The sequence below is a fragment of the Salisediminibacterium halotolerans genome (assembly GCF_003814815.1).
Taxonomy (GTDB): Bacteria; Bacillota; Bacilli; order Bacillales; family Salisediminibacteriaceae; genus Salisediminibacterium; species Salisediminibacterium halotolerans.
This window is the reverse complement of sequence record NZ_RKQQ01000001.1, coordinates 62,957-88,630: the sequence shown is the minus strand read 5'-3', so window position 1 is coordinate 88,630 and position 25,674 is coordinate 62,957. Positions and strand designations below refer to the sequence as shown.

General features: G+C 48.3%; 28 protein-coding genes. 25 read left to right on the top strand and 3 right to left on the bottom strand.

The features are described from left to right. The first annotated feature begins 8 nt into the window (after nt 1-8). The 11 genes from EDD67_RS00450 (at nt 9) to hisIE (ending at nt 8,815) form a co-directional block, all read left to right on the top strand. On the top strand, nt 9-974 hold the full coding sequence (locus EDD67_RS00450; protein WP_121439523.1) for a nucleoside recognition domain-containing protein: 966 nt from the start codon (nt 9-11) through the stop codon (nt 972-974). Between the two features lie 19 nt (nt 975-993). Beyond that, the gene (gene ppaX, locus EDD67_RS00445; RefSeq protein ID WP_093074277.1) at nt 994-1,653 is read left to right on the top strand and encodes a pyrophosphatase PpaX; all 660 of its coding nucleotides are present in this window, start codon (nt 994-996) and stop codon (nt 1,651-1,653) included. A gap of 31 nt (nt 1,654-1,684) precedes the next feature. Further along, nucleotides 1,685-2,209, top strand: coding sequence for an acyltransferase (locus tag EDD67_RS00440; protein WP_093074275.1), 525 nt, complete (start codon nt 1,685-1,687; stop codon nt 2,207-2,209). 160 nt (nt 2,210-2,369) lie between these two features. Further along, nucleotides 2,370-3,563: an ATP phosphoribosyltransferase regulatory subunit gene (locus tag EDD67_RS00435; RefSeq protein ID WP_121439242.1), complete on the top strand. Its 1,194-nt coding sequence runs from the start codon at nt 2,370-2,372 to the stop codon at nt 3,561-3,563. Then, nucleotides 3,556-4,206 carry an ATP phosphoribosyltransferase gene (hisG, locus tag EDD67_RS00430; protein ID WP_121439241.1) on the top strand — a complete coding sequence of 217 codons (651 nt, stop codon included), beginning with the start codon at nt 3,556-3,558 and terminating at the stop codon, nt 4,204-4,206. The genes EDD67_RS00435 and hisG overlap by 8 nt, the downstream gene beginning before the upstream one ends. Beyond that, on the top strand, nt 4,203-5,513 hold the full coding sequence (hisD, locus tag EDD67_RS00425; protein ID WP_121439240.1) for a histidinol dehydrogenase: 1,311 nt from the start codon (nt 4,203-4,205) through the stop codon (nt 5,511-5,513). The genes hisG and hisD overlap by 4 nt, the downstream gene beginning before the upstream one ends. Continuing rightward, complete coding sequence (hisB, locus tag EDD67_RS00420) at nt 5,473-6,066, top strand: imidazoleglycerol-phosphate dehydratase HisB (RefSeq protein ID WP_121439239.1); 594 nt, start codon at nt 5,473-5,475, stop codon at nt 6,064-6,066. Before hisD ends, hisB begins: the two co-directional genes overlap by 41 nt. After that, complete coding sequence (hisH, locus tag EDD67_RS00415) at nt 6,063-6,689, top strand: imidazole glycerol phosphate synthase subunit HisH (RefSeq protein ID WP_186805966.1); 627 nt, start codon at nt 6,063-6,065, stop codon at nt 6,687-6,689. Before hisB ends, hisH begins: the two co-directional genes overlap by 4 nt. Beyond that, nucleotides 6,682-7,425, top strand: coding sequence for a 1-(5-phosphoribosyl)-5-[(5-phosphoribosylamino)methylideneamino]imidazole-4-carboxamide isomerase (gene hisA, locus EDD67_RS00410; RefSeq protein WP_121439237.1), 744 nt, complete (start codon nt 6,682-6,684; stop codon nt 7,423-7,425). The genes hisH and hisA overlap by 8 nt, the downstream gene beginning before the upstream one ends. Further along, entirely contained in the window at nt 7,419-8,177 is a 759-nt protein-coding gene (gene hisF, locus EDD67_RS00405) for an imidazole glycerol phosphate synthase subunit HisF (RefSeq protein WP_121439236.1), read from the top strand. The genes hisA and hisF overlap by 7 nt, the downstream gene beginning before the upstream one ends. Continuing rightward, nucleotides 8,174-8,815, top strand: coding sequence for a bifunctional phosphoribosyl-AMP cyclohydrolase/phosphoribosyl-ATP diphosphatase HisIE (hisIE, locus tag EDD67_RS00400; RefSeq protein WP_121439235.1), 642 nt, complete (start codon nt 8,174-8,176; stop codon nt 8,813-8,815). The genes hisF and hisIE overlap by 4 nt, the downstream gene beginning before the upstream one ends. 79 nt (nt 8,816-8,894) lie before the next feature. On the opposite strand, the gene EDD67_RS00395 is transcribed toward hisIE, so the two are convergent. Together EDD67_RS00395 and EDD67_RS00390 are read right to left on the bottom strand one after the other, a co-directional pair. Continuing rightward, nucleotides 8,895-10,397 (bottom strand): phytoene desaturase family protein, encoded by a 1,503-nt coding sequence (locus EDD67_RS00395; RefSeq protein ID WP_121439234.1) that lies wholly within the window; start codon nt 10,395-10,397, stop codon nt 8,895-8,897. A gap of 43 nt (nt 10,398-10,440) precedes the next feature. Beyond that, complete coding sequence (locus EDD67_RS00390; RefSeq protein WP_121439233.1) at nt 10,441-11,001, bottom strand: methyltransferase family protein; 561 nt, start codon at nt 10,999-11,001, stop codon at nt 10,441-10,443. Nucleotides 11,002-11,186: 185 nt separating this feature from the next. Here EDD67_RS00390 and EDD67_RS00385 point away from each other — a divergent pair, with 185 nt between their 5' ends. The 7 genes from EDD67_RS00385 to EDD67_RS00355 all read left to right on the top strand — a co-directional run bounded on the left by EDD67_RS00385 (nt 11,187) and on the right by EDD67_RS00355 (nt 17,037). Next, a complete protein-coding gene (locus EDD67_RS00385; RefSeq protein WP_121439232.1) occupies nt 11,187-12,227 on the top strand; it encodes a tetratricopeptide repeat protein in 1,041 nt (346 codons plus the stop codon). Between the two features lie 208 nt (nt 12,228-12,435). Beyond that, nucleotides 12,436-13,395 carry a thioredoxin-disulfide reductase gene (trxB, locus tag EDD67_RS00380; RefSeq protein WP_121439231.1) on the top strand — a complete coding sequence of 320 codons (960 nt, stop codon included), beginning with the start codon at nt 12,436-12,438 and terminating at the stop codon, nt 13,393-13,395. 255 nt (nt 13,396-13,650) lie between these two features. After that, nucleotides 13,651-14,550 carry an RNase adapter RapZ gene (gene rapZ, locus EDD67_RS00375; protein ID WP_093074247.1) on the top strand — a complete coding sequence of 300 codons (900 nt, stop codon included), beginning with the start codon at nt 13,651-13,653 and terminating at the stop codon, nt 14,548-14,550. Beyond that, nucleotides 14,547-15,491 (top strand): gluconeogenesis factor YvcK family protein, encoded by a 945-nt coding sequence (locus EDD67_RS00370; protein WP_121439230.1) that lies wholly within the window; start codon nt 14,547-14,549, stop codon nt 15,489-15,491. Before rapZ ends, EDD67_RS00370 begins: the two co-directional genes overlap by 4 nt. 46 nt (nt 15,492-15,537) lie before the next feature. Next, nucleotides 15,538-16,476: a DNA-binding protein WhiA gene (whiA, locus tag EDD67_RS00365; RefSeq protein WP_093074243.1), complete on the top strand. Its 939-nt coding sequence runs from the start codon at nt 15,538-15,540 to the stop codon at nt 16,474-16,476. Between the two features lie 67 nt (nt 16,477-16,543). Continuing rightward, nucleotides 16,544-16,801 carry an HPr family phosphocarrier protein gene (locus EDD67_RS00360; protein ID WP_093074241.1) on the top strand — a complete coding sequence of 86 codons (258 nt, stop codon included), beginning with the start codon at nt 16,544-16,546 and terminating at the stop codon, nt 16,799-16,801. Between the two features lie 53 nt (nt 16,802-16,854). Then, nucleotides 16,855-17,037, top strand: a complete 183-nt coding sequence (locus EDD67_RS00355; RefSeq protein WP_093072285.1) for a hypothetical protein — start codon at nt 16,855-16,857, stop codon at nt 17,035-17,037. 217 nt (nt 17,038-17,254) lie between these two features. Here EDD67_RS00355 and clpP read toward each other — a convergent pair whose 3' ends face one another. Continuing rightward, nucleotides 17,255-17,839, bottom strand: a complete 585-nt coding sequence (clpP, locus tag EDD67_RS00350) for an ATP-dependent Clp endopeptidase proteolytic subunit ClpP (protein ID WP_093075257.1) — start codon at nt 17,837-17,839, stop codon at nt 17,255-17,257. Between the two features lie 272 nt (nt 17,840-18,111). Between clpP and rpoN the strand changes: the two genes are divergently transcribed. From rpoN to gpmI, 7 genes are all read left to right on the top strand, one after another. Beyond that, a complete protein-coding gene (gene rpoN, locus EDD67_RS00345; protein ID WP_121439229.1) occupies nt 18,112-19,458 on the top strand; it encodes an RNA polymerase factor sigma-54 in 1,347 nt (448 codons plus the stop codon). A gap of 10 nt (nt 19,459-19,468) precedes the next feature. Next, nucleotides 19,469-19,708, top strand: a complete 240-nt coding sequence (locus EDD67_RS00340; protein WP_158638160.1) for a glutaredoxin family protein — start codon at nt 19,469-19,471, stop codon at nt 19,706-19,708. 185 nt (nt 19,709-19,893) lie between these two features. Continuing rightward, on the top strand, nt 19,894-20,919 hold the full coding sequence (locus EDD67_RS00335; protein WP_093075250.1) for a sugar-binding transcriptional regulator: 1,026 nt from the start codon (nt 19,894-19,896) through the stop codon (nt 20,917-20,919). A 142-nt stretch (nt 20,920-21,061) separates the two neighbouring features. Then, nucleotides 21,062-22,069, top strand: coding sequence for a type I glyceraldehyde-3-phosphate dehydrogenase (gap, locus tag EDD67_RS00330; RefSeq protein ID WP_121439227.1), 1,008 nt, complete (start codon nt 21,062-21,064; stop codon nt 22,067-22,069). Nucleotides 22,070-22,168: 99 nt separating this feature from the next. Beyond that, on the top strand, nt 22,169-23,353 hold the full coding sequence (locus EDD67_RS00325; RefSeq protein ID WP_093075244.1) for a phosphoglycerate kinase: 1,185 nt from the start codon (nt 22,169-22,171) through the stop codon (nt 23,351-23,353). Between the two features lie 26 nt (nt 23,354-23,379). Further along, nucleotides 23,380-24,138 carry a triose-phosphate isomerase gene (gene tpiA, locus EDD67_RS00320; RefSeq protein ID WP_121439226.1) on the top strand — a complete coding sequence of 253 codons (759 nt, stop codon included), beginning with the start codon at nt 23,380-23,382 and terminating at the stop codon, nt 24,136-24,138. Next, nucleotides 24,131-25,669: a 2,3-bisphosphoglycerate-independent phosphoglycerate mutase gene (gene gpmI, locus EDD67_RS00315; protein WP_093075239.1), complete on the top strand. Its 1,539-nt coding sequence runs from the start codon at nt 24,131-24,133 to the stop codon at nt 25,667-25,669. Before tpiA ends, gpmI begins: the two co-directional genes overlap by 8 nt. Nucleotides 25,670-25,674: the final 5 nt, after the last annotated feature.

The window sequence follows — 25,674 nt, the reverse complement described above, 5'->3', positions numbered from 1 at the left end:
TAACGATGATCTTGACGCTGAAAAAAGGCTTGCGCGCCGGGCTTGAAACATCATGGAAACTGGGGAAAATCATTTTCCCGATCACCCTGATTGTGACGATGCTCAGTCAAACGGCGGTGATGACGTGGCTGACGGAGATTTTGCGGCCGTTAATGAGCACGTTCGGTTTGACAGGCGAGTCGGCGCTTGCTCTCGTATTAGGGAATGTTCTGAATTTGTATGCGGCGATCGGCGCAATGCTGACGATGGATTTAACGGTAAAACAAGTTTTTATTATCGCCGTGATGCTGTCGTTTTCGCACAACTTATTTGTCGAATCGGCGGTAGTGAAGCAATTGGGGCTGAAAATTTCCGTCGTGCTTGTTGTCCGCATCAGTCTGGCTGCCGTATCCGGCTGGCTGATTCATCTTTTTTGGCAGGGCGGAAGTGAACAGGCGCAATACGGTTTTGCTTCCGGAGCGGCGCAGGAAGAAGTCAACGGGATGTGGCCGATTATGCTGCACGGAATTGAAAGCGCCGTGTTCGGGATTATTCAGCTCTCTATGATTGTGATCCCGATCATGATCGGGATTCAAATTATGAAGGATCTCGCCTGGCTGCCGTATTTCTCGAAATGGATGGCGCCGTTTACACGGATGTTAGGCATTGAACGGAACACGTCAACGACGCTCGCTGCCGGAATGGCATTCGGACTTGCCTACGGAGCGGGGGTGATGATTCAGGCGGTAAAAGAAGACGGGGTGAAAAAGAAAGATCTTTACCTTGTGTTTATTTTTCTCGTCGCGTGTCACGCGGTTATTGAAGACACGTTGATTTTCATACCGCTCGGCATACCTGTTTGGCCCCTTCTCGCTGTCAGGCTGATCACGGCAGTGCTGCTTACGATGGCTGTTGCCTTTGTATGGAACCGTCTGGAATCTGACGCAGAAACGGAACACCAATCTGCTTGGGGACCAGCGAAAGATAACGGATAGAAAGGAAGCTGAGAAACTGATGGAAGCAAAAAACAACAAGATCGAAACCGTCTTGTTTGATTTAGACGGGACGCTGATCAATACGATGGATTTAATTACGCTCTCGTTTTTGCATACGCTGGAAATTTATTTTCCCGACCGGCATTATACGCGGGAAGAGGTGCAAACGTTTATCGGACCGCCATTATCCGAGACATTCGGCCGCCTTAATCCCGGCAAAGAAGAAGAGATGATCACGGAATATCGAAAATTCAATCATGCGAATCACGACCGGCTTGTCACCCCATACGAAGGCGTGACAGAGACGCTGGAACAATTGCACGCCGAGGGCCGGAAAATGGCGATCGTTACGTCAAAACGGCGGGATACTGCCATTAAAGGGCTTGAACTGATGGACTTGACGCGGTTTTTCCCGGTGATCGTCAGCCTTGATGAAGTGACTAAGCACAAACCTGACCCAGAGCCGCTTGATATTGCGCTTGAGCAGCTGGATGCCGAACGCAGCAGCGCGATGATGGTCGGGGACAGCGAACATGATATTCTCTCGGGTCAAAACGCCGGCATGCTGACAGCCGGTGTCGCTTGGAGCATTAAGGGCCGGGAACATCTCGCGGCTTACAGACCGAATATTATGCTCGAAAAGATGCCGGATTTGCTCGACTATATCAATAACGGCTGATCAGCCGGAAACAGGTTGCGGGGGGTTTCAATTGGGACGGAATACAGAGCGGTATCCGGTCAGAAAAGACAATTCACTTTGGCATATATATAAAACCGTATCGTTTTGGAAAGTGGTAAAAAATTTCGCCGTCATTCAAGCTGCCCGCTATACCCCGTTTTTGCCGCTGAAAATCCGGCTGTACCGAACGTTTTTACGCATGGAAGTCGGCGACAAGACCGCTTTTGCGCTGATGGTTTTCCCGGATGTGATGTTTCCTGAACGAATTTCCGTCGGGAAGAACAGCGTTATCGGCTTTAATACGACGATTTTGGCGCATGAGTATTTAATAGATGAATATCGAATCGGTGATGTGACGATCGGTGACAACGTCATGATCGGAGCGAATACAACCATTCTCCCCGGCGTGACGATCGGCGACGGCGCGATTGTATCGGCAGCGACACTCGTGCATAAAGATGTTCCGCCTGGGGCGTTTGTCGGCGGAAACCCGATGACAGTGATCCGTCCGGGCGGTTCTGCATCTGATTCAAAACGAAACCAGCGGGATGATTGACCCGGTGGTTTTATTTGCATTTCGGCCGGGGATTTCTCACTGTCTGTTGACGGGGCTGGATGGAACAGGTAAACTACTATTTAACATCTTTATCGCTCTATCACATTAGCAAACTAAAGTAAAAGTGGAGGGCGTTGTCTTAAAAGAGAGGAGTCTGCAAATGACCAAGCTGTATATGTTTGAAAAACCGCTCGGCATGCGCGATACGCTGCCGGAACTGTTTGAACTTAAACGCTCAGTAAAAGAAACGATTCAAAAAGAGGTCAGCCTCTGGGGATACGAAACGATTGAAACACCGACGTTGGAGTTTCATGAAACCGTCGGACAAGCTTCGGCCATCCTCGATCAGCAGCTGTTTAAACTGCTCGACCAACAAGGGAACACATTAGTGCTTCGCCCTGATATGACAGCGCCGATTGCCCGGATTGCCGCATCGACATTAAAAGACGCCGAACGCCCGCTGCGTTTGACGTATGACGCGCCGGTCTTTCGAGCTCAAGAACGTGAAGGCGGACGCAATGCAGAATTTGAACAGATCGGCGTGGAATTGATCGGCGATGATTCAGAGAGTGCGGATGCAGAAGTGATTTCACTTGTAACATCTGCACTTGAGCGTCTCGATTTGCCGTCTTATCAAGTCGCGATCGGACACATCGGTTTTGTCAATGCTTTCTTGCAGGAAGTGCTCGGCAACGAAACACGCGCGGCAGAATTCCGCCGTTACTTATATGAGAAAAATTATGTCGGTTTTCAGCATGCAGCCGAAAAGCTCCCGCTCTCCTCGATCGACCGCAAACGGCTGCAAGGGCTGCTTCGTTTGAAAGGTTCGCCGGATGTATTAAACGACGCCCGGCGTATTGCTGAATCGCGCGAAGCTAATGAAGCGCTGGATCAGCTGGAAAAACTGATCGGCATTTTGGACGATTACGGAGTCAAAAATCATTTTATGATCGATTTAAATATTGTCATGCATATGAGCTATTACACGGGGACAGTTTTCGAAGCCTACAGCGAAGAGATCGGTTTTCCAATCGGCAGCGGCGGACGTTACGATAAACTGCTCGAGCAATTTGACTATCACGAACCGGCGACCGGTTTCGGTCTTCGGCTCGATCGTCTGACAGAAGCGCTCGGCAAAGAGAAAAAAGCACTCGGGAAGGATACTTGTTTAATCTTCAGTCAAGAGCGAAGAAAAGAAGCGATGGCAAAAGCAAAAGAGATGCGCGCTGCCGGAAACCAGGTTGTAATGCAGGAAATCACCGGAATCGCTGATGTCGACGCTTACTCAAAGCAGTTTGCTGACGTCGTTTATTATGTCGGAAGCCAAGGAAACGGAGGAGTCGAACATGAATGAAGAACGTTTAACGGTCGCGATGCCGAAAGGGCGGATTTTTGACGATGCTGTCGATCTGCTGCGAAAGGCCGGTTACCCGCTTCCGCCCGAATTTGAAGATTCGCGTAAATTAATCATCGACGTTCCGGAAGCATCGATGCAGTTTATCCTCGCGAAACCGATGGATGTGCCGACGTATGTCGAGCACGGCGTTGCCGATGTCGGCGTTGCCGGTAAAGACGTGATGATTGAAGAGAAGCGCGATGTCTATGAAGTGCTCGATTTAAAAATCAGCGCTTGTTACATGGCTGTTGCTGCGCTGCCGTCGTATAAAGCAGAAGCGGAAATTTCGCCGAAAATTGCGACGAAGTATCCGAATTTAGCAAACGAATATTTCCGCCAAAAAGGCGAGCAAGTTGAAATGATAAAACTGAACGGATCGATTGAGCTTGCCCCGATTGTTGGCTTGGCCGATCGGATTGTCGACATTGTTTCGAGCGGTGCGACCCTCCGTGAGAACGGATTGGAAGAAATTGAAACGATGATGCCGATCACGTCACGCTTTATTGTTAATCCAGTCAGCTACCGGACGAAAGCTGCGATGATCGACGATATAGTGGACAGATTGGCGGCTGTGTTGCAAAAAGGAGCTGGTCACGTATGAAGATTATCAGCCTGGATGAAACGGTATCGTTAAAACGAGCGATTGATCAAGGAACAGAGAATCAGCGAAAATCGGTAGAACGGATTTTAGAAGGAGTCAAAACCGGCGGCGATCAAGCCGTCCGTCACTATACCGCAGAATTTGACGGCGTCGATCTGTCTGAACCGGCTGTAAAAGCAGAGGAAATCGCAGCGGCATACGAACGGATCGATCAAGAAACGATCGAAGTGATCCGCGAGGCGATTGCCAACGTCGATGCGTTTCACAAGCGGCAAATTCAACAGTCCTGGTTCGCAAGCGAGGAGAACGGGACAATACTCGGTCAAAAGGTCATTCCTCTCGATGCAGCCGGTGTGTATGTCCCGGGCGGACGAGCTGCGTATCCGTCATCGATCATTATGAATGTTGTGCCCGCGTTAGCGGCCGGAGTCGAACGAATCGTAATGGTTTCTCCTCCGCTTGAAGATGGTTCGCTTCCGGATATCGTGCTCGTAACGGCGAATGAACTCGGCGTCACAGATATTCGCAAGATCGGCGGCGCGCAAGCCGTTGCAGCTTTGGCTTACGGGACCGAGACTCTTCCTGCGGTCGATAAAATTACCGGACCGGGAAACATTTTTGTCGCCCTGGCCAAACAGCTTGTGTTTGGAACGGTTGATATTGATATGATCGCAGGTCCGAGCGAAATCGTTATCTTAGCGGATGAAACAGGGAAGCCGGACTATATTGCCGCGGATTTATTAAGCCAGGCTGAACATGATCCGATGTCTTCAGCGATCCTCGTTACGACAGATAAGGATTTAGCTGAACAAGTATCGTCAGAAGTGAGCCGGCAATTAGAGACCCTCCCGAAAGAAGAGATTGCCGCGGCCTCAATCAGAGATCACGGCGCGATTTATACAGCAGCTTCGGAAGCAGAAGCGATTGACGCGATTAACAGACTTGCCGGAGAACATTTAGAACTGCACGTCCGTGATCCATGGGCGGTGCTGCCGAAGATCCGCCATGCCGGTGCCATTTTTCTCGGAGAAAACAGTTCTGAACCGGTCGGCGACTACTTTGCAGGCCCGAATCATGTGCTTCCGACAAACGGAACAGCGCGGTTTTCGAGTCCGTTGAATGTTGAAGATTTCACAAAAAAATCGAGTATTATCTCCTACAGCCGTCAAGCGCTGGAAGAAAACGGCGCTAAAATAGCCGGTTTCGCCCGGCTGGAAGCATTGGAAGCACACGCGCGTGCTGTTGAGATCAGAATGGAGGATTCTAATGGAAAAACGGACAGCAACGAAAACACGGAAAACGAATGAAACAGATATTTCTCTCACGTTTGCGATTGACGGACAAGGCCGTTCTGAACTTGATACCAACGTGCCGTTTATGAGCCATATGCTTGATTTGTTTACGCGTCACGGTTTATTTGATCTGCAGTTGAGCGCTCACGGAGATACGGAAATCGACGATCACCATACAACCGAAGATATCGGGATCGTTTTAGGCGCTGCCTTTCATGAAGCGTCAGTTGATAAAAAAGGGATCAAACGTTACGGCAACGTGACGGTGCCGATGGATGATGCGCTCGTTCAAGTTGTCGTCGATTTAAGCAACCGGCCGCACTTTGTCCTGCACGGAGAAATCCCGGCTGTGAAAGTCGGCACGTTTGATACGGAACTGATCGAAGAGTACTTATGGAAATTTGCCGTGGAATCGCGGATGAACCTGCACGTTGTCATTCAAGCGGGCACGAATGTTCATCATATTATCGAAGCGATTTTTAAAGCGTTAGGAAGAGCGCTCGATGAGGCGACGCAGTTTGACCCGCGCGTAACAGATGTGCCGTCGACGAAGGGAAGTTTATCATGATCGGCGTCGTCGATTACGGCATGGGCAATTTGCACAGTGTGATGAAAGCGTTGGAACGGCTTGGCAGCGAAGCGTTTTTATCCGGCGATCCAGCGGAGCTGCAAAAAGCAGATAAGCTGATCCTGCCCGGTGTCGGATCATTTCGCGACGGGATGCAGGAACTGAAAACGCGCAAGCTCGATACCTTTTTGACCAGCTGGAAAAAAGACGGCCGTCCGCTTCTCGGCATATGTCTTGGAATGCAGCTTTTGTTTGAAGCGAGTGAAGAACGCGGTGAAACAGCCGGGCTGGCATTTCTTCCCGGACGTGTCCGGCTGTTTCCGGCGGGAAACTGGAAAGTCCCTCATATGGGCTGGAATCAACTGACGGTCTCAAAGCCTGATCATCCAGCAATGTTTGGGGTTGACGGCGGTCATGTGTACTTTGTGCATTCCTATGTCGTCGAACTCGGCGACGCGGCTGCCGATGTTGCGCATACGTATTATGCCGGAATGACCGTACCGGCGGTTGTTGCAAAGGGAGATGTATGGGGCACGCAGTTTCACCCGGAAAAAAGCAGCGTCGTCGGCATGGCTATACTTAAAAATTTTTTGCACCATAAAGGAGGACCATCCCGTGACTGATTTTCATATTTACCCGGCTGTTGATATCCGGGACGGAAAATGTGTGCGTTTGATCCAAGGAGATTATGACCGGGAAACGATTTACGGCGATTCTCCGTATGACATGGCAGCCCGCTTCGCAGCACAAGGGGCAAAATGGATTCATATCGTTGATCTTGACGGTGCGAAAGCAGGCAAGCCGGTGAATGTGACACCGATTGTTGAAGCGGCGCGCAACTTAGAAGCGAAAATCGAGGTCGGCGGCGGGATCCGCACGGAACAAGATGTCCATACGTATATGGAAGCAGGCGTGGACCGGGTCATTCTCGGCAGTTCAGCTATTTCCGATCCTGTGTTCGTAAAAAATATGCTTGCGGAATACGGCGGTGACCGAGTCGCGATCGGAATCGATGCGCGTGACGGTTACGTCGCAACCCACGGCTGGCTTGAAACGTCCGAAGTGAAAGCAGAAGAACTCGCGAAAGAACTGGCTTCTGTCGGCGCGGAAACGTTTATTATGACGGATATCTCCCGCGACGGCATGATGGAAGGTGCGAACGTCGGAGCGATTGCCTGGCTTGCGAAAGTGACGGGAAAGAAAGTAATTGCCTCCGGAGGCGTCAGTTCGATGGACGACTTGCGCCAATTGCGGCAGCGCTGCGGAGAAGGAATTGTCGGCGCGATTGTCGGCAAAGCAATTTATACGAACAAAATTGATGTTGCTGAAGCAGTGCAGGAGGTGGACGGCCCGTGCTGACTAAACGGATCATTCCTTGTTTGGATGTGAAAGAAGGCCGTGTCGTCAAAGGTGTGCAGTTTGTCAATCTTCGCGATGCCGGCGATCCGGTCGAATTGGCGTCTTTTTATGATCGTGAATGGGCGGATGAGCTCGTATTTTTAGATATTTCGGCTTCGCATGAAGGGCGCGAGACGATGGTAGATGTCGTCGAAGAAGTTGCCGGAACGTTAGCGATTCCGTTTACTGTCGGAGGCGGAATCAATTCATTGGATGATATGAAACGAATCCTCCGGGCCGGAGCGGATAAAGTGTCATTGAACACCGCGGCAGTGAACCGCCCGGAACTCGTCCGCGAAGGCGCTGATTTCTTCGGGACGCAGTGCATTGTTGTGGCGATTGATGCGAAGTGGGATGAATCGCTGCGATCATGGCGTGTGTATACCCACGGGGGCCGCAATGCATCGGCGTGGGAAGTGAAGGATTGGGCCGCTCATGTCGTCTCTCTCGGTGCAGGCGAACTGCTGTTAACGAGCATGGATCAAGACGGGGAGAAAAGCGGCTTTGATGTGAATTTAACACGAACCGTCAGCCAGCATGTAGATGTTCCGGTTATTGCCTCGGGCGGCGCCGGGAAAAAAGAAGATTTTTACGAAGTATTTACTGATGGAGAAGCTGATGCGGCTTTGGCCGCGTCGATTTTTCATTACAAAGAAACATCGGTCGCGCAAGTGAAAAGCTATCTTAAAGAGAAAGGGTTGGACATTCGATGAACATTGATGAACTCACATTTGATGAACAAGGATTGCTTGCTGCAATCGTCCAAGATGCCGCATCGAAAGAGGTTTTAACCCTCGCTTATATGAACAGGGAATCGCTGACAAAAACGATCGAAACGGGTGAAACGTGGTTTTTCAGCCGCTCACGAAATGAACTCTGGCATAAAGGGGCAACGTCCGGCAATAAGCAGCGTGTGAAAGATATCCGGTTTGATTGTGATCAGGACGCTCTGCTCGTATTAGTGGAACCGAACGGTCCTGCTTGTCACCGTGGAACATACAGCTGTTTTACTGAATCGTTGCTGCAAACGGAGTCTGAATCCGCTGAAGCGGAACAGACGAACCGTTACGAGATCATTGAAGAGCTCGAAACGCTTCTTGCGACAAGAGAAGCTGAACGTCCGGAAGGATCGTATACGACCTATTTATTTGCTGAGGGCGTTGATAAAATACTTAAAAAAGTCGGCGAAGAAGCTTCCGAAGTTATTATTGCGGCAAAAAACCGCGATAAAGAAGAGCTGACCTGGGAAAGCGCTGATCTGCTGTATCATTGGCTCGTGCTGTTGCGCGAGCAGAAGCTCCCGCTCGATGATGTGCTGGCACGTTTAAAGGAACGCCACGGCCAGCAATAATGCATGATGCACGAAAATATAGGCAAAATCGTATGCGAAACGCCCGCGTTCAAAATGAACGGGGGCGTGTTTCAGTTCGTTAATTTTCTTCTGTACGGTCGCGGATGATCAGGTCGGTCGTCAGCTGCCCCGACAAGGTCACCATCGGTACACCGCCGCCCGGGTGGGTAGCTCCGCCGGTGAAATAAAGGTTATCATAAATCCGGCTTCGTGCCGGGATTTTGAAACCGCCGTTCGTGTTTTTATTCGAAGCAATGCCGTAGATCGAGCCGCCATTCGATCCATAGAGCTCTTCAATCGTATCCGGCGTAAATTGATATTCAAATTCAATGCTCTCGCGCAGCCCTTCCATGCCCATATTTTCAAGTTTGTTCAGCACTGTTTCGCGGTAATCGCTCCAGTCAGTCTTCTTTTTTGCGAGCGTTTTCGGCGGAACGTGCGTTAATACGAATAAATTTTCTTTTCCGTCAGGGGCTTGGCTCGCGTCCGATTTTGCTGAGATACCGATGTATACAGTCGGATCCTCGGCAGGTATCCCTTTTTCGTAAATTTGTTTGAACTCAAGTTCAGGATCCTCCGAAAAGAAGAAGTTATGGTGATTCAATGCGTCAAATGTCCGGTTCGTGCCAAGCAAAAGCACAAGTCCGGAAACCGTCGGTTCATACGTTTTCGAAAGCTGTTTGACTTCTTTTTTCGTTTTTCCGTTTTTCGGTGCGAGCGTTTGGTAGGCAGGAATCGCTTCGAGATTTGATACGACAACATCTGCTGCGTAATAGTCGCCGTCAGCAGTAACTGCGCCGGTAACAGTTTCGCCGTCAAGAGCGAGGTGTGAAACCGGAGAGGCGGTAAGGATATCGACCCGAAGTTCTTCTAATAAAGCTTCCATCCCTTTAGCAATATTGTACATGCCGCCTTTTACGTAATGAATGCCGAGCCCGAGCTGGACGTAAATCAGCTGGTTTAAAATGGCTGGTGACTGATAAGGATTGGAACCGACGTACATCACGAAAAAGTTAAACAGCTGTTCCAAGTACGGGTTATTGAAATACTTCTTTGTGCTGTCGGCAACGGAATGAAACGGGTCCATTGCCATTAGCTCTTTCATTGTGTGAAGCTTGCGGAACTCATTTAATCCGGAAATGCTCGTTTTATAAAAGCTTTTCATGCAAAGATCGTACATATCTTCGGAATATGATAAAAAATCAGACAGCTGTGAGCCGGGACGCTCAGAAACTTTGCTCATTTCGCTGATCATGTCCGGCAGATCCGCTGTGACATCTATGGATGTGCCGTCGGGAAAAAAGGTGCGCCACTGCGGTTCAATCCGCTGTACCTCGATATAGTCGTCCAGCTTTCGGTTGACGCGCTCAAACAGCTGTTCAAGCACCCACGGCATCGTTAAAATCGACGGCCCGGTATCAAACTGAAATCCATTGCCTGATCGGCGGTTCAGCTTTCCGCCGATTGCGTCATTTTTTTCGAGAACCGTTACTTGGTACCCTTCGCCGGCTAAGCTGATCGCAGCTGATAGACCGCCGAGCCCTCCGCCGATAACGACTGCATTTTCTTTTTGTCGATTCATTCAAAAGCACCTCCGAGAATTTTAGTCATCCGATGTGTCGCGTTTAATAAATATATGGAAACAGCCTGTATCGCTGTTTAGCCCAGTTTTGGTATTCGGCGCCGAACGTGTCAGTCAGTAGAGTTTCTTCCGAGCGGATGCGTTTTAATAAAAGCGGGAGAAATCCGGCCGCGGCAATAAAGAACCCGGCTAAACTTGCTGTATAGAGAACAAAGCCGAAAACAGCCGTGAACAGCCCGGTATATAAAGGATGACGCAGGTAACGGAATGGGCCGCTGCTGACGACTTTGTCGCCGTCTTGAACGTGGAGCCCCCTGGTGAATTGTTTCCCGAGTTCACGGATTCCCCAATAACGCAAAAGAATGCCCATAGCAAAAAGAACAGCTCCGGCAAGAGCAGACCCCGGAAACGGAAACGAGGCGACTCCGCTTTCTCTCGACAGTAAAGAAATGACGATTGCCAGAAGAACAGCCAGGAAGATCGTCGGGAAGCTTTTCGAACTTTCCTCATTCGCAGAAGCGTTGCTTTTGCGGCTGCGAAAAAAAAGGAATTCGCCGATCCAAAGGACGGCAAAGGCGGTGATGATCCAATCGCTGATCGTCATAGTCGGGCTGATCTCCCTTCGTTTAACAAAAATTATACAACCTGTACATGCTTTTATATTGATACCCTTTTTTAGGAAATGTAACACTCTTCTTTTCATTTGGCGAACACGAATTGCTGTTTGTAGCCAAATAAGTGACATGGTATAGTTGAACTAATTATGTAATGAAACGGAGATAAAAAAATATGTCACGATCAAGAGATAATGATGAAAAAAAAGCGCCGATTATTCCGATCGCGCGCGACGCTGAATTTTTTTTTAACAAAGGGAACGAACTATTAGAAAACAACCAGCCGGAACGTGCGCTTCGTTTCATGCAGCGGGCAATGGCTGCCAATCCAAATCATCCGGCATACGCTTGTCAAACCGCTATCCTGCTTTCAGAAACAGGGCGATACGAAGAATCAAATGAATTGTTGTATTATATTTACGAAAAGCTTGATTCAACGAATAATGAATCCTTTTTTTTCCGGGCAAATAATTTTATCGCGATGAATCGGTTTGAAGAAGCTGGGTTTGAATTAACACTCTATATTCAGAATGATCCAAACGGTCAGTATGTTGAGGACGCAAAAGCGTATTTGGCGCTGCTGCACGAACACGAGCAAGCGGAAAACGAAACAGCTGCGTCAGCAGAAGTGCAGTCTGATAACGCTCTTCGTTTGCTTGTCTGCGGTGATTATCAAGCGGCAGAAGAAACAGCGAGAAAACAGCTGGAGAAAGATCCGCAACAATCGTGTCATTATGCTTATTTAGCCGAGGCGCTTATCGAGCAAAAGCGGCTGGCAGAAGCTGAAGAAATTGTTACTGAATGGATGCCCTTCTCTTACGGACCGCAGTTTCATTGTTTGCTTGCGCGGTTGTTATTTGAGCAAAATAAAGTGACGCGCGAGGAAGCGGCTGCGCTTCTCAGCAAAATTCACCCGTTGCATCGCGGTGATTATTATTACTGGGGAAGAATGCTTTTGCGCTTCGATCTGTTCGAGCTCGCATTTAAAGTTTACATGCACGTTAAAATTTCACGGAAAGCCGTGAAGGATTTCTCTTTTTACCACGAACTGGCGTTGTTGGTATGGCGTAATCGATCGGCCGAAGAGGCTGAAGAAATTTGGCAATGGATTCAGCAGAATGACCGTGAGTATCCCCCGGTCGTTCGAGAGATGCTGACGCAGGTTCAAAAGAGGGAATTCCCGGCTGATATTGAGCGGGTGCTTCCGTATGCTTAAGAAAAACCGCGCTTTTGACAAACACGTTTTCGTGCGTTAATATACGGGTATGGGTATAGTGACCGCGATGAAATATAGTGTTGGCAGTTAATTAAAACGAGTCACCATGACGTACAGGCAACGTTATAGACATTCGCGGATCAGCCCGTTATGATGACGGTAGGTTCAATTCAAAACGATGATTGAAGAATTAGAGGAGTGAAAAATGATGAGTGAAGAAACCATTTATGATGTTGTCATTATTGGCGCAGGCCCTGCCGGGATGACGGCAGCTGTGTACACATCGCGCGCGAACATGTCGACGGTGATGCTGGAGCGCGGCATGCCCGGCGGTCAGATGGCGAACACAGAAGACGTTGAGAACTACCCGGGGTATGACAGCATTCTCGGTCCGGATCTCTCACAAAAAATGTTTGATCACGCCCGCAAATTCGGGGCCGAGTATAAGTACGGCGATGTGAAAGAAATTATTGACGGCAAAGAATATAAAACCATTGTTACCGGAAGCGGCGAGTTAAAAGCCCGGTCTGTCATTATAACAACCGGCGCGAAGTATAAAGAACTCGGAGTTCCGGGTGAGAAAGAACTGGGCGGTAAAGGGGTATCCTATTGCGCTATTTGTGACGGCGCCTTTTTCAAAGACAAAGAACTTGTTGTAATCGGCGGCGGCGATTCGGCTGTTGAAGAAGCCGGTTACTTGACAAAGTTCGCTTCGAAAGTCACGATCATCCACCGGCGTGATGAGCTGCGCGCACAGCGAATCCTGCAAGACCGCGCATTTGACAACGACAAAATCGAATTTATGTGGAGCCATGTCGTCACCGAGATTAACGAGAAAGACGGAAAAGTCGGCAGTGTTACTGTAGAAAGTACAAGAGACGGATCCCGAAGCGAGTTTGCAACAGACGGGGCATTCATTTATATCGGCATGCTTCCGATCAGTGAACCGTTTTTGAATCTCGGTATTACGAATGAGGACGGTTATATTGAAACGGATGAAGAGATGAAGACGTCGATCCCGGGAATTTTTGCTGCAGGCGATATTCGGGAAAAACATTTGCGGCAGATCGTCACAGCGACAGGGGACGGCAGTGTGGCAGCACAAAACGCTTACCATTATGTTGAAGAGCTGAAAGAAGAAATGAAGGAAGCGGCTAAACAAACTTAATGATTTGAAAAGTGTTTTTAACCGCTGTTTAACGCCTTTGTAACGTCATTGAAACAGAGATACGTTAGGATGAAGTTAAGGATTGACCCCCTTATGTATGTATATCAATTTGATGTGTGACGCAGGCGATTGCCTGCGTTCTTTTTTTTGGATCGTGCTCCATCAGGGATGGATAGTCGCTGAAGCTGAGATATAGTATAATTAAATTTACAATCATACCCGGCATTCATTTGCATCATGAAAGGGGACATCGGAATGAACGAAGAATCGAACACGGCTCAGCCGCTTGAACTAGTCATAATTACCGGCATGTCCGGCGCAGGCAAGACCGTCGCCGTACAAAGTTTTGAAGACATGGGGTATTTTTGTATCGATAATCTGCCGCCGGCGCTGATTCCGAAATTTATTGATTTGGTTGAAGGGTCAGCCGGAAAAATGAATAAAGTTGCGCTTGTCATTGATTTGCGGGCGCGGGAGTTTTTTGATCAGCTGTTTGACGCGATTGATTTATTATCCGGTCAAACGCTTGTTACGCCGAGAATTTTATTTTTAGATGCGAGTGATGCAACGCTCGTAAAAAGGTATAAAGAAACGCGCCGCAATCATCCGCTGGCAGAAGGGTCCGGTCCGCTCGACGGCATTCAGGCCGAGAGGGATATGTTAAATCATATGAAAGGGCAGGCGCAGACGATTATTGATACGACCGATTTGAAACCGCTCCAGCTTCGCGAACGGATATTAACGGAATTCACCCGGGAAACGCGGGATGTGTTTTCCGTTCAGCTGCTGTCTTTTGGTTTCAAACACGGCATTCCGATCGATGCGGATCTTGTTTTTGATGTCAGATTTTTGCCGAACCCGCATTATATCGATGAGATGCGGCCGAAAACCGGCCTTGATGAAGAGGTTTATCACTATGTTTTAAAATGGAATGAAACGCAGCAATTCAACGATAAACTGTTCGATCTCCTCGCGTATATGCTGCCGCATTACGAACGCGAAGGTAAACAGCAGCTCGTGATTGCGATCGGCTGCACAGGCGGAAAACACCGCTCGGTCACCTTGGCAGAATATTTCCGCTTAAAAATCGATGAGTTGAATTATCCGGCATATGTTACTCACCGCGATATTGAAAAGGGGCGTTCCAACCCATGAGACGAGCGAAAATAACCGTAATCGGCGGCGGAACGGGGTTATCCGTTTTATTAAAAGGACTGAAACATTTTCCCGTTGATATTTCGGCGATCGTGACCGTCGCAGACGACGGTGGAAGTTCCGGGCGTTTGCGTGAAGAATTGGATATACCGCCGCCGGGCGACATTCGCAACGTCCTTGTTGCTTTGTCTGAAGTCGAACCGCTCGTCGAAGAGCTGTTTCAGCACCGTTTTGAAAACGGCACAGGTCTAAGCGGCCACTCACTCGGGAACTTGCTGCTCGCCGGAATGAGTTCGGTCATGGGCGATTTTTCCCGCGGTGTGAAAGAAGTCAGCCGGGTGTTAAACGTAAAAGGCCGCGTGATTCCGGCATCAAATCACCACTTGACGCTCCACGCGGAATACAAGGACGGTTCTTACGGGAAAGGTGAATCGATGATACCGCGGGCCGGTAAACCGATTAAGAGGGTTTTTTTAGAACCTGAAGATTGCGAAGCGATGCCGGAAGCACTGGAAGCGATCAAAGAAGCGGATTTAGTTATTCTCGGACCGGGAAGTTTATATACGAGCGTGATTCCGAACCTGCTCGTTCCGGGAATCGGCGATGCGCTTAAACAAACGGCGGCGAATCGTGTGTATATTTGCAATGTCATGACCCAGCCCGGTGAGACCGACGGGTATTGTGTTTCAGATCACATCAGCGCGATCAATGAACACGCACAATACCGGCTTGTCGATGCGGTTATCATGAACACACAAACGATCCCGCTGTCTTATAAAGAACGTTATGAGCATGAAGGAGCAAAGCCGGTCACACCGGATGCGGCCAAATTGCGCGATATGAATATTGACCTCATTGAGGATGAATTGCTTCTTTTTTCAAATGAAGTTCTCCGCCATGATGCGAAGAAATTGTCGGAGCGCTTGTTAACTTTATTGTAACAGCAGCAGTCATCTGTCATAATATCAAGGCTTGGAGGTGAGACAGGTGTCGTTTGCATCGATGACAAAAAAAGAATTGACCCAGCTCGAGAACGAAGAGTGCTGTGCGAAGGCAGAATTAGCAGCCCTAATCCGCATGAACGGGTCGGTTAACCTCAACAACATGAAGCTGTCTTTAGATGTGCAAACGGAGAACGCTGCGATTGCCCGGCGAATCTATACACTGTTGAAATCGTTGTTTGACGTCCACGTTGAGTTATTAGTCCGGAAGAAAATGCGCCTGAAAAAAAATAATGTTTATGTCGTCCGTTTGACAAATCAAGCACGCGAAGTGTTAGTGCCGTTAAAAATCGTCACCGATACGTTTGCGTTCACACGGGAAATTGATGCTTCCTTGATCGAAAAAGATTGCTGTAAACGCGCCTATTTGCGCGGGGCCTTCTTGGCCGGCGGATCGCTCAATCATCCGGAGACTTCCTCGTACCACTTGGAAATTTTTTCGTTTTATCAAGAGCACAATCAGTCGCTGCAGCGTTTGATGAATGAATTCGAGCTTGGCGCGAAAATGATCGAACGGAAGAAAGGGTTTATTCTTTATTTAAAAGAAGGCGAAAAAATCAGCGAATTTTTGAACATCATCGGGGCCCATCAAGCGCTGTTTAAATTTGAAGATGTCCGGATCATGAAAGATATGAGAAACTCTGTAAATCGGCTTGTGAACTGCGAAACGGCAAATTTGAATAAAACCGTCGGCGCTGCGATGCGGCAAGTTGAAAATATTCGTTTGATTCAAAATGAGGCAGGTCTGGATGCTTTACCGGAACGCTTACAGGAAATGGCGAAATTACGAATTGAACATCAAGACGTGACATTGAAAGAACTAGGCGATATGATGGAAGAGAAAGTAAGTAAATCAGGTATTAATCACCGGATGAGGAAAATCGAAGAATTTGCCGAAAAATTGCGCGCAGGGAAAAACGTTTAACCCTGCCCTTTTTACAAAAAGTTATGTAAGCGTTTAGAAAGCAGTCTAGAGGAGGAGGCAGGAAGCAATGATCGAAAAAAAAGTAACCGTCAAACGCAAATCAGGTTTGCAGGCGAGGCCCGCAGCTCTGTTTGTTCAAGAAGCGAACAAATTCAACGCAGATATTTTTATTGCTATGGACGGCAAAAATGTAAATGCGAAAAGTATTATGGGGTTAATGAGCTTGGCGGTGAGCGCTGATAAAGAAATAACATTAAAAGCAGACGGTGCAGACGCAGAAGAAGCTCTTGCCGCACTGACAGCATTTGTCGAACGGGATGAATAAGAAAACGCCTGGTATCGTTATGATACCGGGCGTTTTAGAGTGTTAACAAAGTCATGACATCGTTAGATGTCATGTTAAAAGGAACGGATGACGACGCATCGTTCGGCTTCTTTCCGCGGGCGAGCGCCGAGCCGCTTCGGGCAGACGCCCTGCAGGGTCTCGCCTGTCTCGCTATCCCGCAGGAGAAAGCCGGGATGCTGGGTCATCCTCCTTTTTTGAATAGAGTGTATTTATAAAAAAAGAAGCCATGCATTCACTCCTCCGACGCCTCCGGGAAAGCAAGAGACGAAGATCCGTATTCGGCGGTCTCAGGCCGCCGAATACTAGCTGAGTCCTTGCCCGGGGCAAGCGGAGGTTAGTGGATTCATGGCTGACATCAAAATATAGTTTGTCTACAGTCTGAAACGCCCGGTATCGTTATGATACCGGGCGTTTTTCGTCCGTGCCGACATTTTAGCTGTTTTTTGTCATCACTTCGTCAATAATGCCGTATTCTTTCGCATCTGCAGCGCTCATGAAATTGTCGCGGTCTGTGTCGATGCGGACCTTCTCAATATCCTGGCCGGTGCGCTCAGCGAGAATCTGGTTAAGTTTTTCTTTCATTTCAACGATCCGTTTCGCGTGAATTTCAATATCGGACGCTTGTCCCTGGGCGCCGCCGAGCGGTTGGTGAATCATCACTTCGCTGTTCGGCAAGGCATAGCGCTTGCCTTGTTTGCCGGCGGTCAATAAGAATGCTCCCATCGATGCGGCCATGCCGGTACAAATTGTTTGCACTTCAGGCTTAATAAACTGCATCGTATCGTAAATAGCCATGCCGGCTGAAATCGATCCACCCGGTGAGTTAATGTATAAAGAAATATCTTTATCCGGATCGTCCGCAGCCAAGAAAAGCAATTGAGCAACGATCGAATTGGCGACGTTGTCATCAATCGGCGTGCCGAGCATAATAATGCGGTCTTTCAAAAGCCTTGAATAAATGTCATAAGCTCTTTCACCTTGGTTCGTTTGTTCAATGACCGTAGGGATTAGGTTCATTTGTTTATTCCTCCTTCATTTTCTGTTAAGTATATACTACTTGCTTATCTTCCGTACAGGTCTAATGATAACCTCAAAGGTCAATGAAGGTCAAATAAATTGGTTTGCGAACATTCATAACGTTTTACAGCTGATGCTGTGACCCTATTTCCGGGCGCCCAAGCTTTTAAACGTCATTTGCAAAACAATCTCTTCTCGACAAAACCTCATGCAGGTGATGTATAATAAAATTAACGAAATCGACGACCTGAAACCGATAGGAGGCTTCACCGATGAACATGGATTTCGGTTTATATCAGCAGCAGTCGATGAAGCTTGTGATGACAAATGAGCTGCGTCAAGCGATTACGATTTTACAATATTCTGCTTTGGATTTGGAACAATATTTACATGAGCAGCAATTAGAAAACCCGCTCATTGAATTGGCAGAACGCGACGAGTCCGAAGAGCTTGTCCGCGAATCCGTCAACCGCGAGGAACCATTTTATGATCGGCAGATCCGGACAAATGCAGAAGGGGACGAAGCTGAATTTGATCAAATCGGCGATCAGCAGGAAACCTTGCAGGATGCGCTGTTAAACCAAATACGGCTGCTTCATGTTTCGGAGGATATCCGCAAGGTCATCAGTTATATCGTCTTGTCGACCGATGAAAACGGCTATCTTACTCAATCGGACGAAGAATTGGCTGCCGAATTGAACGAAGACGTTTCTGTTGTGTCATCCGCTTTAGAGCTTTTGCAATCTTTAGAGCCGCATGGAGTAGGCGCCCGCTCCCTGCAAGAATGCCTTTTGATTCAGCTGGAAATGATGGGAACGCGGGATCCGTTAGCAGAACGGATCGTTTCTCACCATTTCGAACTTCTCGCTGCGAAGCAATATAAACGAATCGCTAAAGAAGAAGCGATCCGAACCGAAGAGGTCCAGGCTCTTGCCGACTTTATCGCCACCCTCTACCCGAAACCGGGAGCCGTTTTTCAGCAAAATACGGCCCGTTACGTCGTGCCGGACGTCCATGTTATTCGCGTCGGCGATGAGTTTCATGTCAAAATGACCGATGACAATATTCCGAAGATGTATATGAACCGGGATTACGAAAAGCTTTTAAAGTATGATAACGGCGCTGTCGAAGCATATATGAAGAAAAAGTACGAGCAGTTTTTATGGATCCAAAACAGTATCGAACAGCGCCGGCAAACGATTATCAAGGTGACCGAAGCGATTGTCCGGCATCAATACGATTTTTTTCTGTACGGCCCGGAACGCTTAAACCCGCTGACATTAAAAGCAATCGCGGAAGAGACTGAAGTGCATGAATCGACCGTTTCGCGGGCGACAACGAATAAATATGTGCAAACGCCGCGCGGACTGTTTGAATTAAAGTATTTTTTCAATTCATCGGTCGGCGATCGCCAATCCGGCGCCAACGCATCGGAGCGGGTAAAAATCTACGTTAAAAAAATGATTGAACAGGAAGAAAAACAAAAACCGCTGTCAGATCAAAAAATTGCCGAACTGTTAAAAGACGCGCATGCCATCGATGTTTCCCGCCGGACGGTCGCGAAGTACCGGGAAGAGATGCATATCCCGTCCTCATCGAAACGAAAGCGCTACAGCTAAGGAGGAAAAAATGGAGGTTCACTTTTATACAAAGGAAAATTGTTCACTATGCGAACAAGCCGAAACAGTTTTGAACATGCTGCAGTCAGAGCAGCTGATAACCCGTGTTCACCGTATTGACATCGGGGAGAGTGATGAGCTGATTGAGAGATTTCAGCTGAGAATTCCGGTTGTTGCAGCAAATGACGGAATCGTACTGGCGGAGGGCGCGGTAAGCTACGGGGAAATTGCCGCGTCGCTCTCTTCCTGACAAAATGTTCACATATTTTTAATTGATTGTTGGCAGTTTCCTTGCTATTATAGGAAATGAAGGTTCGCACACTTCCCCCGAGATTTTACATCGGCAGGTTCTTTTTTTTCGTTTGGCGGGACGGAAAGTGCCTAAGAGGGACGCTTATTGACCCGTTTAAGCCCGTGCACAAAGGAGCATCACACATGAACATGGTATTGGATGTGCAAAAAAAATTGTTGCCGGACTTAATGGAAGTGATGGAAACGCGTTATCGGATTTTACGGTTCATCCGGCTTATGCAGCCGATCGGCCGCCGTGCGCTCTCGATCAACTTGGATATGTCCGAGCGTGTTCTCCGCAGCGAAGTTACCTTTTTAAAAAAACAAGGGCTTGTTGAATTCCAGCAAACCGGGATGATCCTCAGTGCGGAAGGTCAAAGTGTTCTTGAACAGCTCGAGATCGTGATGAAGGAAGTCTTTGATATCCGTTCGCTGGAAGAAGATTTAGTCGAAAAGCTCGGTGTGAGAGAAGTTCATATTTGTCCCGGCGACAGCGATGAAACCCCCTGGGTACAAAAAGAAATGGGGCGAGCTGCTTTTCAGGTCATGAAAAACAATTTATTGCCGGAAAATAACGTCATTGCCGTCACCGGCGGACGTTCGATCGCCAATGTAGCCGACATGCTGATCCCTGACGCGAGTTTAAAAGAAACACTGTTTGTGCCGGCGCGCGGAGGGCTGGGAGAACAAGTTGAGAATCAGGCGAACACGATTTGTGCAACGATGGCCCGCAAAGCCCAAGGCAATTACCGCCTCTTGCATGTACCGGATCAGTTAAGCAAAGAAGCTTACGCGTCGTTGATTCATGATCCGGCGATTAAGAGCATTCTCGAGCAGATCCGAGCTGCGACGATGGTTGTTCACGGCATCGGCGAAGCAATGACGATGGCTGAACGCAGGAATGCCGAGGAAAGCGTCATGGAAAAACTGACGAAAAACGAAGCAGTTGCTGAAGCTTTCGGTTATTATTTTGACCGTTCAGGTGAAATTGTCCATAAGGTGCTGACGATCGGTCTGCAGCTGGAAGATTTAGAGCGTATCCCGACGGTTATCGCCGTTGCCGGCGGTGCTTCGAAATCCGAAGCGATCACGGCGTACATGAAACAAAGCCCTAATCGTATATTGATCACAGATGAAGGGGCAGCGAAAGAAATCTTAATGAAATTGTAAGTTTAAAAATCAGTATAAGTGAAATTAGTAAGGATAAATGTGCATTCAAGAGCATTGCCTGTTTTGTTGTGTAATCATTTGCAGAACAGCGCGCGCTCTTTGAAGATATAATAGGTTCACTATTTTAAAGGAGGAATTTTTCATGGCAACAAAGATTGGTATTAACGGATTTGGACGTATTGGTCGAGTCGTATTTCGCGAGGCAATGAACAATCCGGAAGTAGAAGTTGTTGCAGTTAACGATTTGACAGATGCAGATATGTTAGCTCACTTGCTTCAATATGACTCCGTTCACGGTAAGCTGAATGCAAAAGTAGAAGCGAAAGGCGACAACCTCGTTGTAGACGGGAAAGAAATCGCAGTAACTTCTGAAAAAGATCCTGCCAACCTTAAGTGGGGCGAGTACGGCGCAGAGGTCGTAATTGAATCCACAGGCATTTTCGTTCAGCGCGATGCAGCGGCGAAACACCTGGAAGCAGGCGCGAAAAAAGTTATCATCTCAGCTCCAGCTAAGCAAGAAGATAAAACAATTGTTATGGGTGTCAATGAAAACGACTATGATCCTGCGAAACACGACGTTGTTTCCAATGCTTCGTGCACAACGAACTGCCTGGCTCCATTTGCAAAAGTGTTGCAAGATAAATTCGGTCTGAAGCGCGGTATGATGACGACAGTACACTCATACACAAACGACCAAGCCGTTCTTGACGCTCCTCATAAAGACTATCGCCGTGCGCGTGCAGCAGCAGAGTCGATCATTCCGACAACAACAGGCGCTGCGAAAGCTGTTTCCCTTGTTCTTCCTGAACTTGAAGGAAAATTAACCGGCGGTGCTATGCGCGTTCCAACACCAAACGTTTCGCTTGTCGACCTTGTTGCAGAACTCGGTAAAGAAGTAACAGCTGATGAGGTAAATGCAGCGCTTAAAGAAGCAAGCGAAGGTGAAATGAAAGGCATCCTCGGATACAGCGACGAAGAGCTTGTATCGAGCGACTATAACGGCAATAACTATTCTTCCACAATTGACGCACAGTCAACGCTCGTGATGGAAGGAAACATGGTTAAAGTGATCTCTTGGTACGACAACGAAACAGGCTACTCTGCCCGTTGTGTCGACTTAGCAGCTCATATGGCTAAAAAAGGTCTGTAAGCCGCACGAAACAGTAATTATCCGTTTGTGAAAACAAAGGAGGCGGGCTCGTGTCCTGTCTCCTTTTTTACTTGAGATTCATAAAGGAGGCCGTCTAGAATGAACAAACAATCGATTCGCGATATTGATGTAAAAGGGAAACGCGTCTTTTGCCGTGTTGATTTCAACGTACCGATGAACGAAGGGGAAGTGACGGATGATACTCGTATCCGCGCCGCTCTTCCGACAATCCAAATGCTGATTGCTAAAGGGGCAAAAGTTATTCTTGCAAGCCACTTAGGGCGACCGAAAGGTGAAGCGTCGGATGAACTCCGTCTCGATCCGGTTGCAAAGCGTTTGTCAGATCTTTTGCAGCAAGAAGTTTATAAAGTTGACCAGGTCGTCGGCGAAGATGCAGAAAAGGCAGTAAACGGCCTTGAAGAAGGCGACATTGTTTTATTAGAGAACGTTCGCTTTGAAGCCGGCGAAGAGAAAAATGATGCTGAGTTGGCCGAAAAGATGGCTAAACTTGCTGATGTTTATGTCAATGATGCCTTTGGCGCGGCGCACCGCGCTCATGCGTCAACAGAAGGTATTGCCCGTCACGTTCCGGCAGTTTCCGGACTGTTGATGGAAAAAGAACTGGATGTCCTCGGCGAAGCGATGCTCAATCCGAAACGGCCGTTTACAGCGATCATCGGCGGTGCGAAAGTAAAAGACAAAATTAACGTCATCGACAACCTGCTTGATAAAGTTGATCATCTGATTATCGGCGGCGGCTTGGCGTATACGTTTATTAAAGCCCAAGGCTATGAAATCGGAAATTCGCTCCTTGAAGAAGATAAAATTGATTTAGCTAAATCGTTTATGGAAAAAGCTGAAAAGAACGGCGTGAAGCTTCATATGCCGATTGATGCCGTTGTTGCGGATAAATTCGGTGAAGATGCCAACACGCAGGAAGTCGATATTGACAGCATTCCAAACGACTGGGAAGCGCTTGATATCGGCCCGAAAACACTGGCACAATTCCGTGATATTGTTGCGGATTCTCAGCTTGTTATTTGGAACGGACCGATGGGTGTATTCGAATTGGAGAAATTCGCAAAAGGCACGATCGGTGTAGCCAAAGCGCTTGCTGATGCAGAAAAAGCTTACACAGTAATCGGCGGCGGTGATTCGGCAGCAGCCGTTGAACAATTCGGCTTTGCGGAAAAAATGGATCACATCTCCACCGGCGGCGGAGCTTCGCTGGAGTTTATCGAAGGAAAAGATCTGCCGGGCGTTGTAGCATTGAACGATAAGTAAGCGATCGAAAAGAAGGAGGCAATTTCATGCGTAAACCAATTATTGCAGGTAACTGGAAAATGAATAAAACGAAAAATGAAGCGCTGGACTTTATCCAAGCTGTCAAAGGGGCCGTTCCTTCGCAAGAGAAAGTGGAGTCGGTAGTTTGTTCGCCGCATCTATTTCTCGATGCGCTCGTGCAAGAGTCCGTCGGTTCCGATGTAAAAATCGGCGCGCAAAACATGCACTTTGAAGAAAACGGCGCATTTACCGGTGAAGTCAGCCCGGCCGCTCTCAGCGACCTCGGTGTTCAATACGTGGTTATCGGTCACTCCGAACGCCGTGAGATGTTTGGTGAAACGGACGAAAGCGTTAATCAAAAAGTTCATGCCGCGTTTAAATTCGGTTTGACGCCGATCGTCTGCGTCGGTGAATCGCTCGAACAGCGTGAGAGTGATCAAACGAACGATGTCGTCACGAAACAAGTGAACGGCGGTCTGAAAGGACTGAGCGAAGATCAAGTAAAACAGACGGTCATCGCATATGAGCCGATTTGGGCGATTGGTACAGGCAAAACGGCGACATCAAAAGACGCGAATGAAACATGCGGTGTTGTCCGTGCAGCCGTAAAAGACGCTTTCTCAGCCGATGCAGCTGAAGCCGTCCGCATTCAGTACGGGGGCAGTGTAAAGCCTGCAAACATTAAAGAACTTCTCGAGCAGTCTGACATTGACGGGGCACTTGTCGGCGGAGCCAGTCTCGAAGCAGAAGCTTTCTTGCAGCTCGCGGAGGCAGGAAATGAGTAAAAAGCCTAATGCACTGATTATTCTCGACGGCTTTGCCTGCCGGGATACAGAAGAAGGAAATGCTGTAGCACAGGCGAACACGCCGAATTTTGACCGTTACTGGAGCACGTATCCGCATGCGATGCTGAAAGCGAGCGGTTTAGCTGTCGGCTTGCCGGAAGGTCAAATGGGCAACTCGGAAGTCGGCCATATGAACATCGGCGCCGGCCGCGTCGTTTATCAAAGCTTGACAAAAGCCAACTTAGCGATCGAGGACGGGACCTTTTTCGATAATGAGGTTTTCCAAAAAACGATCAGCCATGTAAAAGAAAAAGGGTCGTCGCTTCATTTGTTCGGACTCTTGTCTGACGGAGGTGTGCACAGCCACATTAAGCATTTGTTTGCTCTTTTAGAAATGGCGAAAAAACAAGCGGTCGACAAAGTTTATGTTCATGCGTTTCTCGATGGACGCGACGTCGGACCGACGACCGGGAAAACGTACATTGAACAGCTGGAAGAAAAAATGAACGAACTCGGTGTCGGTCAAATCGCAACGCTGCAAGGACGCTATTACGCGATGGACCGCGATAATCGCTGGGACCGAGTTGAAAAGAGCTATCGCGCGATGGTTTACGGTGAAGGCCAGAAGTTCGTATCAGCAGCTGATGCGCTGGATGAATCCTACAGCCGTGACATTCACGATGAGTTCGTTGTCCCGACAGTGATGACGAAAGCAGACGGCGAAACACCGGTTGCAACGATCCAAGATGAGGACGGCGTAATCTTTTACAATTTCCGTCCGGATCGGGCGATCCAAATGTCGAACTTATTCACGAACGATTCGTTTGACGGGTTTGATCTTGGGCCGAAGTTTCCGAAAAACCTCTACTTTACAACGCTTACTCATTACAGCGATTCGGTGAATGCAGAAGTGGCGTATCCGCCGGAAGATTTAGAGAACGTTCTCGGGGAAGTTGTCGCGAACAACGGGCTTAAGCAATTGCGCATCGCCGAAACCGAAAAGTATCCGCACGTAACGTTCTTTTTCAGCGGCGGCCGCGAGGAAGAGTTCGACGGTGAAACACGGGTGCTGATTGATTCTCCGAAAGTGGCAACGTATGATCTGAAACCGGAAATGAGCGCCTATGAAGTGACGGATGCATTGCTGAAGGAAATTAATGCCGATAAGCATGATATGATCATCCTCAACTTTGCCAATCCGGATATGGTCGGTCATTCCGGTATGCTCGAGCCGACGATCCAAGCAGTTGAAGCAGTCGACGAATGCCTTGGCAAAATCGTTGATTTAATCGAGGAAAAAGGCGGAAAGTCGATTATTACAGCCGATCACGGTAATGCTGATCAGCTCACGATGGAAGACGGCAGTCCGATGACCGCCCACACGACAAATCCGGTTCCGGTGATCGTGACAGATAAGAACGTCGAACTGCGTGAAGACGGGATTCTCGGTGATTTAGCGCCGACGATGGTCGAGCTGCTAAAAATCGAAAAACCTGAACAAATGACAGGAACGTCTTTAATTAAAAAATAACTTAC